The sequence below is a fragment of the Maribacter sp. PR1 genome (assembly GCF_028464145.1).
GTDB lineage: Bacteria > Bacteroidota > Bacteroidia > Flavobacteriales > Flavobacteriaceae > Maribacter.
Window position 1 is genome coordinate 120,936 of record NZ_JAQPCG010000005.1, and the last position, 14,224, is coordinate 135,159.

The 14,224-nt window shown below is 38.4% G+C and carries 15 protein-coding genes; 4 read left to right on the top strand and 11 right to left on the bottom strand.

Going from position 1 to position 14,224, the window contains the following annotated elements:
• Positions 1–17: 17 nt before the first annotated feature.
• The 8 genes from PP182_RS11435 to PP182_RS11470 all read right to left on the bottom strand — a co-directional run bounded on the left by PP182_RS11435 (position 18) and on the right by PP182_RS11470 (position 6,768).
• The gene (locus PP182_RS11435; RefSeq protein ID WP_272651385.1) at positions 18–995 is read right to left on the bottom strand and encodes a permease; all 978 of its coding nucleotides are present in this window, start codon (positions 993–995) and stop codon (positions 18–20) included.
• Positions 988–1,398, bottom strand: coding sequence for an OsmC family protein (locus PP182_RS11440; RefSeq protein WP_272651386.1), 411 nt, complete (start codon positions 1,396–1,398; stop codon positions 988–990). The genes PP182_RS11435 and PP182_RS11440 overlap by 8 nt, the downstream gene beginning before the upstream one ends.
• 6 nt (positions 1,399–1,404) lie before the next feature.
• A complete protein-coding gene (locus tag PP182_RS11445; RefSeq protein ID WP_272651387.1) occupies positions 1,405–1,644 on the bottom strand; it encodes a thioredoxin family protein in 240 nt (79 codons plus the stop codon).
• Positions 1,645–1,695: 51 nt separating this feature from the next.
• Positions 1,696–2,001: an ArsR/SmtB family transcription factor gene (locus tag PP182_RS11450; RefSeq protein WP_272651388.1), complete on the bottom strand. Its 306-nt coding sequence runs from the start codon at positions 1,999–2,001 to the stop codon at positions 1,696–1,698.
• Between the two features lie 218 nt (positions 2,002–2,219).
• On the bottom strand, positions 2,220–3,257 hold the full coding sequence (gene cydB, locus PP182_RS11455) for a cytochrome d ubiquinol oxidase subunit II (protein WP_272651389.1): 1,038 nt from the start codon (positions 3,255–3,257) through the stop codon (positions 2,220–2,222).
• Positions 3,258–3,266: 9 nt separating this feature from the next.
• The gene (locus tag PP182_RS11460; RefSeq protein ID WP_272651390.1) at positions 3,267–4,622 is read right to left on the bottom strand and encodes a cytochrome ubiquinol oxidase subunit I; all 1,356 of its coding nucleotides are present in this window, start codon (positions 4,620–4,622) and stop codon (positions 3,267–3,269) included.
• 85 nt (positions 4,623–4,707) lie between these two features.
• Complete coding sequence (locus PP182_RS11465) at positions 4,708–6,036, bottom strand: MBL fold metallo-hydrolase (protein ID WP_272651391.1); 1,329 nt, start codon at positions 6,034–6,036, stop codon at positions 4,708–4,710.
• Positions 6,037–6,102: 66 nt separating this feature from the next.
• Positions 6,103–6,768, bottom strand: a complete 666-nt coding sequence (locus tag PP182_RS11470; RefSeq protein WP_272651392.1) for a peroxiredoxin — start codon at positions 6,766–6,768, stop codon at positions 6,103–6,105.
• 251 nt (positions 6,769–7,019) lie between these two features.
• Between PP182_RS11470 and PP182_RS11475 the strand changes: the two genes are divergently transcribed.
• Both PP182_RS11475 and PP182_RS11480 read left to right on the top strand, forming a co-directional pair.
• The gene (locus tag PP182_RS11475; protein WP_272651393.1) at positions 7,020–7,397 is read left to right on the top strand and encodes a hypothetical protein; all 378 of its coding nucleotides are present in this window, start codon (positions 7,020–7,022) and stop codon (positions 7,395–7,397) included.
• Between the two features lie 80 nt (positions 7,398–7,477).
• On the top strand, positions 7,478–9,775 hold the full coding sequence (locus tag PP182_RS11480) for a TonB-dependent receptor (protein ID WP_272651394.1): 2,298 nt from the start codon (positions 7,478–7,480) through the stop codon (positions 9,773–9,775).
• Between the two features lie 57 nt (positions 9,776–9,832).
• Here PP182_RS11480 and PP182_RS11485 read toward each other — a convergent pair whose 3' ends face one another.
• Together PP182_RS11485 and PP182_RS11490 are read right to left on the bottom strand one after the other, a co-directional pair.
• Positions 9,833–10,429 (bottom strand): class I SAM-dependent methyltransferase, encoded by a 597-nt coding sequence (locus PP182_RS11485; RefSeq protein ID WP_272651395.1) that lies wholly within the window; start codon positions 10,427–10,429, stop codon positions 9,833–9,835.
• Positions 10,430–10,439: 10 nt separating this feature from the next.
• Complete coding sequence (locus tag PP182_RS11490) at positions 10,440–10,967, bottom strand: DsrE family protein (protein WP_272651396.1); 528 nt, start codon at positions 10,965–10,967, stop codon at positions 10,440–10,442.
• Positions 10,968–11,165: 198 nt separating this feature from the next.
• Between PP182_RS11490 and PP182_RS11495 the strand changes: the two genes are divergently transcribed.
• Together PP182_RS11495 and PP182_RS11500 are read left to right on the top strand one after the other, a co-directional pair.
• A complete protein-coding gene (locus tag PP182_RS11495) occupies positions 11,166–12,206 on the top strand; it encodes a c-type cytochrome (RefSeq protein WP_272651397.1) in 1,041 nt (346 codons plus the stop codon).
• A gap of 6 nt (positions 12,207–12,212) precedes the next feature.
• Positions 12,213–13,550, top strand: a complete 1,338-nt coding sequence (locus tag PP182_RS11500; RefSeq protein ID WP_272651398.1) for an OprD family outer membrane porin — start codon at positions 12,213–12,215, stop codon at positions 13,548–13,550.
• Here PP182_RS11500 and PP182_RS11505 read toward each other — a convergent pair.
• On the bottom strand, positions 13,547–14,164 hold the full coding sequence (locus PP182_RS11505) for a DUF2202 domain-containing protein (protein WP_272651399.1): 618 nt from the start codon (positions 14,162–14,164) through the stop codon (positions 13,547–13,549). The two genes, PP182_RS11500 and PP182_RS11505, sit on opposite strands and share 4 nt — an antisense overlap.
• Positions 14,165–14,224: the final 60 nt, after the last annotated feature.

Genomic DNA, 14,224 nt, shown 5'->3' on the forward strand with positions numbered 1-14,224 from the left:
CAATTATATTTTAAATGTTACAAGATTAGATTAAAGAGGTATCCCGAAATAATGATACATAGGGTGACCACGCCGAAAAAGATGCCTATGAGTTTTATCGACATCACTTTTTTTAACAACATCGCCTCGGGCAGTGAAAGTCCGACAACACCCATCATAAAGGCGATTGCAGTGCCCAAGGGAATTCCCTTGGCCACCAATACCTGAACTACGGGAAGTATTCCCGAAGCATTGGAGTACATAGGTATGGCAAGGATTGTGGCTATGGGCACGGCGAACAAATTCTCTTTGTTCATGTATTGCTCAAAGAAGCCTTCGGGAATATAGCCGTGCATCAATCCCCCGATTGCGATTCCTACGATGACATAAGGTATGATACCTTTCAATATTTTGATTACCTCCCGCCAGATAACCGGTAGTCGCTCTGTAAAGGTCTTTTTTTCCGCTTGAAAGGTATCCTGTTCCCTTTGGGCGTTGGCCAGAACCTCTTTAACCCATGGAGTCAGTAAATGCTCCAGATTCAGTTTTTGAAGGATAGCCCCGGAGAAAGTTCCTAGAAGTACACCGCTAATTACATAAAGTACCGTGGTTTTCATTCCGAATAGACCTATGAAAAGACCGATAGCCACTTCATTGACCAACGGGGAGGTTATCAAGAAAGCAAAGGTTACCCCAAGAGGTATGCCACCTCTTACGAAGCCGATAAACAAGGGGACCGATGAACACGAACAGAATGGGGTTACCACTCCAAATGCACTGGCCATCAGGTATTCCAAGCCATACAATTTATTTCTTGAGAGGTAGTTTTTGACTTTATCTATAGGGAAATAGCTATTGACAATCCCCATAAAAAAAATGACGACAAAGAGAAGGATAAGAATCTTGGCACTATCGTAAATAAAGAAATTCAGGGCCTCTGCCAAATGACTTTTGGCCTGCATGTTTAAAACATCATATACCAACCAATCGGCTATATGTTGGACCCAATCAAACATTTTTACGGACAACGATATTGCCGGATATTTCGCAAATTTGTTTAACGGTATTGTAGATTGTTCCGAACTTTTCGATATTCTTCTTCAAAAGGGCGCTATTCAATTTTTCGTCCTGTGTATAAATGGTCAGTTCGTAGGTCAGATAATCCATTCTTGGTGGGTTTTCAAGACGTTTGGCACGTACCTCGAGTTCGGCTTTTTCATAACCGAAGCGCATCATTCCCGAAAAGCGTTCCACATTTTTCAAGATACAGGCTGCAAAAGATCCTAAAAATAGCTCGGCCGGATTTGGGAGGGTTGCCGATGTTTTTTCGGTAGTACCAAAGCCGATGTGAGATTGCTTCACATGAATCATGGCATCATTGGCCGCTTCGGATACTGCATTAATGGAATAGTTCATCATATGGGTCTAGTTCTTTAAAAAATCCAATACCTCTGCTTTGGTAGGTACTCTACCCTTTAAAACAATCTCTTCATTGACAACCAATGCAGGGGTGGACATTACATTGTACTTCATTATTTCTATGATGTCCTCTACTTTTTCAATGGTAGCATCAATGTTATTTTCCCTTATAACATCTTTTACCACACCGGTCATTGATTTGCACTTTTGACAACCTGTTCCTAAAATCTTAATTATTTTGGTCATAGTATTTAAATTGTTTATCGCCAATAGACGATAAGATTTTTAAAAATAATATCAATCAAAAAATTGGTTGAACAAGGTTTTTGCAATCTTCCAGTTTTCTTGATTGATACAGTACTTTATTTTTGGCGGTTTTAATTCTCCTTGAATTAAACCTGCATTTTTTAATTCTTTTAAATGCTGTGAAATCGTTGATTGGGAAATGGGTAAGATATCGACCAAATCTCCGGTAAAACAACAGGATTGATTTTCAAGATGTTTTAAAATGGCAATACGTGTGGGATGCCCCAGAGCTTTTGCAAATTTTGCCAAAGCTTCGGTATCTTCTTTATAATCTATTTGTTCTAAACTTCTTTTCATATTGCTTATCGCAAATATACGATAAGAATTAGAGTCCGAATGTGACTTCTGTCACATTTGCCAGATTTTAAACGAATACTTATTTTAACTTCCAAGGGAAATATTACCACTAATATGACAACATATTTTACCTAGTATAAAATTCTCAAAAAGATTATAGTCTTTATTTTGGGCCTTTATAATGCTAGTCTAAGAGGTATACAACAAAAGAAGTTTGATTAATAACTGGTGTCATCTAATTTAACCTTGCCATGAAAGGTTTTATACAAAAAGAGAAAATAGCCTGCCAAAAGTGGCGCCCCTATTACCACAATAGTCAACATAATACCCAGTGATTTCTGTGATGATGCAGCGTTGTAGATGGTTACACTATATGCTGGGTCAATAGTGGAAGGCAACAAAACCGGATAAAGTTGAAAAGCGACCAACATCAGTAAAAAAGCCATGGTCAATGAAGAAAATACCAAGGCCTGCGCGTATTTCTTTTTGGAAACAAGTCTCGGTACATTGGCAACGGCTAAAAAGGCCAGGACTGGCAGAACAAAGAACAAAGGCTGTTCTTTAAATTTATCCGTTACCCCATGTATGAATATAAGCGTATACAAAGAGGTTACGGCAAAACTTATAATAAAAAAAATCATCCCTCTTTTTAACAAGAAAGTTAATCTTGCATGTAAACGGCCCTCCGTTTTTAATAACAAGAAAATAGCACCTTGGGTCATAAAAATGGAAAGCGTAGTTAAGCCAACCATAATAGCGTACGGGCTCAAAAAAGAAAAGAAAATACCGCCCCGATAGCTATAGTTTTCTCCTATTTCAAAACCTTGTAATATATTGCCTAGCACAACACCTAATAAAAAGGCTATAAGTGTATTGGAAGTAAAATATAGGATATCCCAAGTCTTCCGCCACCATTTCATTTCTTCCGCACTTCTAAATTTTATGGCAGCTGACCGTAAAACCAAAAGCATTAAGAACAGCATAAAAGGAATATACATGGTGGATAACATAGTAGCATACATTACAGGAAATCCTGCAAAGAGTGCCCCGCCACCAATGATGAGCCATACCTGATTAGCATCCCATAAAGGTCCTATAGCGTTAATGGAGATACGACGACTTAAGTCTTTTCTGAAAAATATATGCCATGCCCCAGCACCATAATCGAAGCCTTCTAAAATAGCGTAGCCTGAAAATAATAATCCGACCACGAAGTACCAAAGTGTTGGGTAATCTACCCCTAAAAAAGTTTCCATAATTTGGTTTTAAACGTATTTCAAAAATTCATCCGGATTTTTAGCTTCGTCATATGGACCATGTTTTATCTTTTTGTTTACCGAATAGACAAATAACAGAAAGAGTACTGCATAGACCACTAAAAACAATATCAGAGAAAATAATATTTGATTGGATGATACCTCTTGCGAAAATCCTTCGTTTGTTCGTAAATGGCCATATACGATCCAAGGTTGTCTACCCATTTCTGCCGCAAACCAACCTACTTGATTGGCTATTTGAGGTAAGAGTACGGAGAATGCAAAAATTCGCAGCAACCATTTTTTATCGAACAGTTTTCCTTTCCACCATAAATAACTGGCATATAAAGTAAGACCTATCAAAAACATGCCGATTGAGACCATTATATGGTAAAATTGAAATACGGCATTTACCTGACTTGGCCGATCTTCTTTTGGAAATGCGTTCAAGCCCGTAACTGGCTCTTGAAAGTCTTGATGTACCAAAAAAGATAATCCCCCTGGTACGCCTACTCCCGTTATTTCTTGGTTCTCATTATCCACCCATCCGAAGAGGTACATATTCGCTGGGCTATTTGACTCGTAATGCCCTTCCATAGCGGCCAATTTTGCTGGTTGATTTTCGGCAACACCGTCTGCCGAGCTATGCCCTGATATCAATTGCGTTAAAGCGATGACGGTTGCCACCCCTAAGGCTATTTTAAATGCCTTTTTCGAGATTTCCACATATCTCCCTTTCAGAAGGTAATAGGCATGTACACTTAATACTAAAAAGGCGCCCGATAGGAAAGCCCCTTGCCAAACATGTATAATTCTATCGACACTTGACGGGTTAAATACCATTGCCCAAAAATCCGTGACCTCTGCTCTTGCGTTAAACCCTTCGCCAACGATATGATAACCAGCTGGCGTTTGTTGCCAACTATTGGCGACCACGATCCAAACGGCGGAAAACATGGAACCCAAAAACACCCCTATTGCCGAAATAAAATGCACCTTGGGCGATACACGGTTCCAACCAAATATTAATACCCCTAAAAAAGCACTTTCCAATCCAAATGCAAATAGGCCTTCAGCAGCTAAAGCGCTGCCGAAAATATCACCGACATACCTTGAGTATACAGCCCAGTTGGTTCCAAACTCGAATTCCATTATAATCCCGGTGGCAACACCAATACCAAAGGTTATCGCAAAGATCTTTAACCAAAAACGCGTTAAAACCTCATAATGTTTATTTCCCGTTTTCAGGTACAACCCTTCCATGATGACCATGATTAGCCCAATTCCAATACTTAAGGGCGGATAGATGTAATGAAAGGCTATTGTGAAGGCAAATTGTATTCGAGCGAGAATTTCTGTATCCATAGCGTAAAAAAATTATATTCGAAGGTATTCCGTAAGGTATTAAAGCCAAGTAACCCCTGTTACACAAAATTGAAAAAATGAATTTTTAAGTGAATTTTTTGACATCTTCACTTAGGTCAAAAATGATTGTATTGTTAAGTCCACTTTCTAGAATACTACTTCCTGCCGCACTCCTGTAGCCACCTGCGCAATGCACTACAATAGGCTTTCCTGTAGGTATTTCATGCATGGTATTCCTTAATTCATTAAGAGGGTGTGTTATAGCTTGCTCAAAGAACTTTCCATCATTTATCTCACTTTGATTTCTAATATCAACAATGGTGTAATTTGATGGGTTATTCTTAAAATCACCTAGATTCAAATTGGCACTTTTAATTAAGCGTTCCTTACTCAAGGTAATAATGGATATTAATTGTGTTTCGTAACCAATCTTTGACACTCTTTCTAATAAATTATTCAAGTCATTTGGTTTATCAATAACCAAATGAAACCGCTCATTAGGTTCTACAATTGAGCCTAGCCAGGTTTCGAATTTATCGTTTTTGGAAGTTGCCTGGATATTGATACTTCCCGGCAGGTGGCCGTTTTTAAAATCGCCCTCATTTCTTGTATCAATAATTAAACCTTCAACGGTAGTATTCAACTTAAACACAATATTTGACGTAGCCTTTCTTACATTTTCGGCACCTGATTTATTGATATCCACATTGTAACCAAAATAGGAAGGAATGAAGGGTTGACTGTCCAATAAAGTATTTACGAATTCTTCTTTTGTTTGATTTTTAAAGGCCCAGTTTCCTATTCTTTCGTTGCCAAGAGTACTACTTTTGTCAGAACTCATGTTTTTTCCGCACAAAGAACCAGCGCCATGTGCTGGGTAAACTAAGGCATCATCTGGTAAATGATTAAATTTATGCAGAATCGTATTGTACATCATTTCGGCAAGTTCCTGACGTTTTGCGGTCATTTTGCCAGCCTTTTCCCTAAGGTCCGGTCTACCAACATCACCTATGAATAAAGTGTCTCCTGTAAAAAGTACGGTCTGCTCATCTTCCTTGGCGACCACCGTAATGCTATCAGGTGAATGTCCAGGTGTATTTATTGCTGATACATCTATATTGCCTATAGAAAAACTATCACCCTCATCAAAAGTTTTATGTGGGTAGTCGGCACCAAGATTTTCACTGTTATAAATAGCGGCACCTGTTTCTTCGTGAATTTGGAGATGTGAACTAACAAAATCAGCATGTGGATGTGTTTCTATAACCGCAATTATTTTTGCGTTGTTTTCTATGGCAAACTCATAATATTCCAAAGGGCTACGTTCTGGGTCAATGATGGCCATTTCTCCATCGCTTACTATAGCATATGAATAATGTGCTAAAGGTTTATATTCAAATTGTTTTATAATCATAAAAGAATCGTTTTAAATGAATGGCATCTTTTTGTGAAGATGCCATTCTTATTTCTAATTGTTAATTTAAATATTCTTTTTGGCCAGATACCAAGTAATTTTTTCAATAGAATCGTCTTCCAACCTTTGGTTCAATTCATCCAAGGTTTTTGGCGGTGGCACTATAGCTTTATCCCCTTTTTTCCAATCCAAGGGCATAGCCACTTTGAATTTATCTGAAGTTTGTAAAGCTTCCAATGCCCTGAGAATTTCGTTCAAATTACGTCCTACGTTTAAAGGGTAGTACATGATTAGGCGAATCTTCTTTTCTGGGTCGATAAAGAATACGGCACGTACTGCTGCTGTCTCACTTTCATTAGGTTGAAGCATGCCATAAAGTTTGGATACTTTCATGTCCAAGTCCGCAATGATTGGGAAATCGAAGTATACTCCAGTGTTCTCACGTACGTTTTGTACCCAACCTAAATGTGCATGTATACTATCAATACTAAGTCCCAACAATTCTGTATTCAAGGCATCAAACTCTTTTTTCCTTGTGGCGAACCCACTCATTTCAGTGGTACAAACCGGTGTAAAATCTGCCGGGTGCGAAAACATGACAATCCATTTGTCTTTTGCGAAATTAGAAAGTTTAATTTTACCTTTTGTAGTTACTGCTTCAAAATCTGGAGCATTATCGCCAATTCTTGGCATTGTAATCAATTTTTCAGATATGATATTTTCATGATTCATAATAGATATTATTTATTTATTTATTAATATTTAATAAAATTAATCTATCTAATATCTGGAAAATGTAACTTGGGTTACACTGATATCATTTTTAACAGTTGTTAACAAGGACTATGGTTGTTTGCTATTGGGTAAGCTATAAAAACTCTCTTTAAAATAATGGACTGGTATTGTAATAGAAAGTAGTCTATTTATTTCATTATGTGACCAAAGTCACAATTTTCGTCATTTATTGGATTTATTTTTGCAAAATGAAGTCGTTTAACGCTATCATATCCATACTATACATAACCATTACCTTAGCCAGTAGTTTAAAAATTGCCGGCACAATGGGTTATTATGCCTTGTTTACGGAAGATTTTGTAGAACGATTTTGTGAGAATAAAACGAGACCGGAGTTGCAATGTAACGGTAAGTGTGTACTGTCCAAAATGTTGGCAAAAAAGGAACAGGAAGAACGTAAGCCTTTAAATTTGGATTGGCTAAGGACGGAGACCATTCTTTTTTTGGATACCATGGATTCCGTAAGTTTTGAAACATTCCCCATTTATAAAATAAAACGTTTTCTTCATTCAGATTTTTACAGATTCCACTTAATCAAAAAAATAATTATACCGCCTAAGCATTAGGATTTTTACTCCATCTCAACTTACTGGGGTGCTTCTAGTACCTACAGTAATCATTCTATGTATAATTATAAAGATTAAAAATGAATCTAAAGTATTTTGGGTTACTAGGGGCGTTGCTTCTGGTCAACCTTGCTTATGCACAAAATTTTAAAGGAAAAATAGTATCCGAAATAAAGAACGAAGGCTTGTCCGGTGCCCATATTCAGGTTAAGGGTGGTTCACCTACCTACACGGATTCTCAAGGCAACTTTGAACTTCAAATCAATGAAAGCGGGCAGTTGTTGAAGGTATCCTTCATGGGGTTCGAGACCAAGGAACTGCTGGTATATCCTTCCTCGGAAACTACGATTATCTCCTTGAAGGAGTCACCTATTCCTATTCAGGGAGTTCTAGTTACGGGTCAGTTCAAGGACGATCCTGTTCTTACTATGGAAACCTATGATTATGTGAAGAAAATCGTTCAACCTAGGAATGTGGCCGATCTATTTCAAGATATCAATGGATTTTCATTAATAAAAAGAGGCAACTATGCCATTGACCCTAGTTTTAGGGCTTCGCAGTACGAGCAATTAAATGTTCAGTTTGATGGCGGCACCAAGGTAATGCATGCCTGTCCCAATAGAATGGACCCTATTACCACGCACGTCAATCCGGAAGAGATAGAAAAGATTGAAATTATTAAAGGTCCATATACGGTGCGATATGGGGCTACTTTTGGAGGCATTGTGAATATGGTGACCCAAAAACCTTTGGACGGCGAATATGGCCTTAGCGGGCATGTAAATGCAGGGTATGAAAGTAATGGCAACTCAATGGTCTCCTCTGCCCAAGTCCAACAGGCTAATTCCAAATATGATATCAGGGGAACTTTCGGGTTTAGGGATTTTGGGAATTATAAAGATGGTGACGGAACGGAAATACCCTCCTCTTTTAGAAGTCTGGAATACGGTGCAAGAGCTGGTTATAATTTTAGTGGGAACCAAAGGTTACAGGCCAATTGGCGGCAATCCTATGGAAGGGATGTTTTGCATGCCGGTCTTCCCATGGATACCGATGAGGATAATAGCAGTATGTTGTCCCTGGATTATAGGTTGGCAGGACTTCAAGGTCTGGTAAAAAATATCACGGCCAAGGCGTATTATAGCTACGTGGACCATGTGATGTCCAATACCAAAAGACCTACATTTATGATGACGGAAGCCATTTCTGAAATTGATGCAACCACTGCAGGAGGAAAGCTGGAGCTCAAGTTAGCGCCAAATGATAAACTTTCTATTTATTCAGGGTTGGACTTTTTGAACATTGCTAGGGACGGGTTCCGTACACGATTGGTAAAAAGAAATATGATGGGACCTTTACCTAGTCCAATGGAATTCGTGGATAAAGTATGGCAAGACTCCTATATCAACGACCTCGGTATTTTTGTAGAAACAAAATATCCCTTAAGCCCAAAGACGCTTTGGACATCTGGTATACGTTTCGATAATGTGACTTCGGAAATTAAAGATCCGGCGGATGATTTTCTGGCCTTATATCCAGATCTGGAAAAGCGAACCGAGCATAATATCAGTGCAACAACTTCCATAAAATATGCAACTTCAACAGAATTTATAATGGAAGTGGCCTATGGTAGGGGAGTTAGGTCCGCAAATATGATAGAACGGGTAATCAATCATTTTACAGTAGGGCAGGATCCTTATGAATATATAGGAAACCCTAATTTAAAGGCAGAGGTTAACAATCAGTTTGAAATTGGGTTTAAGGGAAGAATAGCTTTATCGGATGTCAATAGCACCCGTTTCAACTATAGCACTTCATTCTATTACTCTTTATATGAGAACTATATCGTTCCGGTCATTGATAAATCCTTGACCCGAAAGTACATGCCAGCGAATGAACCGGTAAACCCCAAGGTCTTCCAAAATTTGGATGAATCCTATAAAACCGGGTTTGAAGTGATGGCGGGATTTGATTTTTGGAATGGTTTCACTTTTAATACGGAAATGGCCTATGTGTATGCCAAGAACAAGGACTTGAACGAATCCTTGCCTTTGGTACCCCCATTGATGAGCAGGTTTAAACTGGGTTACGAAGCGGAGAAATTTTGGGCAAATGCCAATTATACCATTACCTCCAGGCAAGAAAATATTGCACCCTCCTTTGGAGAGCAAGTAACGCCGGGTTATGAAGTAATGGATGTTCGTCTAGGCGTAAACCTGATCAAAAATGTCTCATTAGGAGTGGCAGTTTTGAATTTGTTTGATGTTACCTATAACAATCACTTAAACTTTGCTTTTAACAATCAGGCTAATTTTAGTAGAACCCCTATTAACGACCCGGGAAGAAATTTTTCCGCTTTTATGCAGTATAAATTTTAGGTATTAACTTTTGTGTGGCCTTTTATTGAAAGCTATTGTAAAAAGGGGACGATTTGATCAGTCCCCTTTTTTACCTATAAACCGGATTACTGAAGCTTCACCTACATGGTAGTGTCCTTCTGTCAATACGATATTTAACTCTTCTAAATAGGTAAATTGAATGCCTTTAAATTCCGTTTTGATTTCCTCTATGGAAAAAAGCATATCCGTGTTTTTAGGTCCCCCCGAGGGTTTACCCATTTGTGATTTGGAAAAGGCCTCAAAAATGATGGTTCCCCCTGGCTTTAGAAATGAAATAAGATGCTTATGTGCCCTTGCCCTAATTTCCTTGGGAAAGTGGACGTAGCTAAACCCTAGAACATCAAAACATGTTTCCGTGGTATATTCCAAAACGTCGGTTACCTGATAGTCAAGATTAAAACCATAGGGTTTAATAAGCAACTCCGCTTTCTTTTGAGCAGATGCACTATAATCGAAACAACTTACTTCCCAACCTTTTTGTAATGCGTAAAGCGCATTTCTACCTTCACCTTCTGCAGGCAGTAAAAGGGTACCTGGTTCCAAAAGGTCCAATTGCTTCTTAAGGAATTCGTTCGGTTGTTTTCCATAAGCGAATTCTTCTTCGGCATATCTTTGGTTCCAAAAATCCTTCATTAAGAAAAACCTATGGCATCAAGGCATACCCTTTCAACTGATAGTTGGATAAGACGGTCATGGCAGACAACGCTAATTCCGTATTGGGATTTAGGTCCTCAGCAGTAATATTTCGGGCAGCTGTGGCCTGGGAGCAGACATAGAGCTCCACACCATAGTCTTTTAAGAGACCCAACAACTCCGTATTGGGATTGGCCTTATCGTACTTTTTTTTATGTTTGGTGTCGTTCAATGTGGCAAAGGTAGCACCGCCATGAATGGCGGCTACAATATGTACGTTATCAGAAGGAATACCGGATGAGCCTAGCATATTTATAAGTCGGGCAATTTTCCACAAACCTTTGTTTACTCCGTCCATTTCTGACTCGCTGGTGATATCAAAAACCAATTTGTACTCCAAGGAAGCGTCGGGTTGAACCGCTACATCCTTAAAACTTTTAATTTTACCATACCCTTCTATAACCGGTGTTGTCCATTTTTGTGCCATGGAAAAACCCATACATAATAAAGATACTAATACGCTGATTCCAAATTTCATGTGTCTTAAAACTTTTAAAGAATTTATCAATTAATCCAATCTGATTGGGAAAGTATCTATGATCTTCCGTCCCAATAATTTTTCAAGTAAGTTTACGAAAATATACTTTCATTTTAGGTTTATTTGTAACAATTGTTACTGTATGGCATAGGCCCGAATATTATTTTCGTTGGTCTTTTAAGTTTTGGGAACTGGGTTATGAAGCATTTTGGATATTTGGTAAGACGTCTTTTTTGGTTGTTTCTAACCGTCCTTATCTTGGTTACGGTGCTTTTTATTACACTGTTGACGTATCGGCCCGCTCCATCCCCTAAAGAAGATACCCTTTTGGTTGAAGAAAAAATTGACGACTGGCAACCTAAAAACGTGCTGAAAGCTTGGGACGATGGAAGTATGTCTCCTAGCGTAAAGAAGGGATTTTTATTGGTTTCCGAAACTTCGGGTCAGATGGGGCCAAATGCTGAAGATCCAAACAATAGATTTGCGGGCAATAATCTATCCTGTACCAATTGCCATTTGCAATATGGAATACAGGCGGGTTCTGGGTCATGGGTGGGGGTCGTGAAGCGATTTCCTCAATTTCGTGGTCGTGAAAATAGAATGGGCGATTTACAGGACCGTATCAATGGTTGTATGGAGCGAAGCATGAACGGAAAGAAATTACCTAAGGATTCTGAGGAGATAAAAGCAATCATAGCCTATATGGATTGGTTGGGGGAGGGGTTACCGAAAGAAAAGGAAAAGGAATACAAAGGCTATCCTAAAATTAAAATACCTGAAGTAAAGGTTGATTTGACCGTGGGTAAAGCGGTCTATGATAAGGAATGTGTGGTCTGTCATGGTGCGGACGGACAGGGCATAAAAAAACCTGATGCAACCAAAGGGTATTTGTATCCACCTTTGTGGGGACCTGATAGTTTTAACAATGGGGCGGGGATGCATCGGGTCATAACTTCCGCAGAATTTATAAAAAGTAATATGCCTTTTGGATTGGCCACCTACAAAAATCCAAAACTTACCGATGCCGAGGCGTATCATGTAGCGGGATACATCAATAGTTTTGATCGTCCCGTAAAGAGCAATACAAAGGAGGATTTTCCAGATAAGAAATTAAAGCCCGTTTCAACTTCTTATGGTCCTTGGCTGGACACTTTTTCCCAAGAACAGCACAAATACGGACCCTTTCCTCCAATAATAGCATATTACAAGGAGAAATATAATATTGAAAAGTCCAAATAACTATTCATGAGAAATTTATTTTGGTTTTTGATTTTTCCGTTCTTGATATATTCTCAGGAGAGGGAGGGTTCCAAGGTTCAAGGGCTACTTTCCGGACAATGGAGGACTTATTTCATGCATACAGTCAATAAGGATAAACTAAAGGATTTTAGGGCACTGTCCACTGGTGGATACTTAAAATATCAATTGAAGTTCTCAAATACCTTTACGTTCGGGACAGCACTGTACAATTCCACGAATTTAGGTTTACAGGATTTGACTGATCCGGATGGGGTAACCGGGAAATTAAGTAGATATGAAGAAGGGCAATTTAATCGCTTAAATCTGGAGAACGATGCAGTTTTCTTACTGGGCGAACTCTATTTGGATTATCGGTTGAAAAAGCATCAGTTTACTTTGGGTAGGATGAAAATCAATACGCCCTTGATTAATCCACAGGATGGTAGAATGATACCGACGTTGGTCGAAGGGTTTTGGTACAAATACAAAACCAATACAGAAAACACGGTTCAATTTGGAATTCTTAATAAAATAGCACCCCGTTCAACTGGAGGGTTTTTCGGTATAGGGGAAAGTATTGGAACGTACCCGGTGGGTAGATCTATTTTTGGTGAAGAAAGTCTTTACGCGGGAAACACGAAATCTGATTTTATCCTGATGTTCAATGCTGATTTGGAACTTACCGAAGGGATAAAGATGGATTTTTGGAATTATTATGTGGACAATATCTATAATGCCATCTACATGAAGCCCAGTATTCAACTGAACGAAAAATGGATATTGCAGGGAGAATGGTTACATCAGAATAGAATAGGGGACGGGGGTAATTCGATTGATCGATTAAGGTATTTTGCCCAATCCTCCTCGAATATTTTGGGTTTACAATGGAAATATGCATTTGGGAAATCCCGATTTTCCCTAGGATACGACTACATTCTACCGGGAGGTCAGTTCATTTCACCCCGTGAATGGGGTAGGGAAGACCTTTTCAGTTTTCAAAAAAGGGAACGTAGCGAGGGTTCAGCGAACAATCATGCGGTAGTATTTACCTATGGGAATTCTTTTCCTATTGTTAACAACAAGATGGATACAAATACCATTTTAAGTATAGGAAGGCACTGGAAATCATCGGTCACAGATCCCGAAAATAATAAATATGCGATGCCAGACTATACCCATATTAATTTAGACTTGTTTTTGAACATAAAGGGTCTAAAAAACTTAAAACCAGAGCTTTTGGTTACCGGTAAAATTGGTGACGGAGATATTCCTGACAATCCCAACTTTTACTTCAACAAGGTGGATATGCTGCATGTAGATTTTATTCTTAATTATAACTTTTAATTACAGCGTTCATTACTACTTTCTATAATTATGATGTATTCTTCCATGGATAAATATTGAGGAGTATAGTTGTCTCTCATTTGATTTATGGCACTCACAAAAGCTCTTAGATGATTTCTTGAACCACACTGTAAACTTTCGAAAACATTTAAAATATCACCGTTGGAAATTGATTGCATTAGGTCTTCAAGATCTACAATATCTAAATCTTCAATAGTAGCGCCAATAAGTAGCGCATTCAATTGTGATTTGCTTCCGTCTACAACGAATTGATTGTATAATCCTTGCAGTTCCTCATTCATAAATTCCCCTTCGGGCAACATAGTATATGTTAGGTCATATTGTTCTATTAGATTAGATACCTCATTTACATGGGATTGTTCACTTTTTTGAATATTCAAAAATTGATTAATACCCCACAATTCACCTAAATAGGTGTAGGTATCCAAGGCCAACTTTTCCTCTTCTATCATAAAAATTAAGGCATTCTCTTCTGTTTTTGATAGGGAATTAATAATAACGGAATTGTTTTCATCTTTCTCGCAAGATGTGGTCCCAAACAACAGTACAACACTCAGTAAACCTGATAAGCAATTCATTTTAAAGCCTTTCATGACAATTTTTTAAAGTTATTTCATGAAGTTCTTCAATTAGGGGGAGGAATACTGTGACTC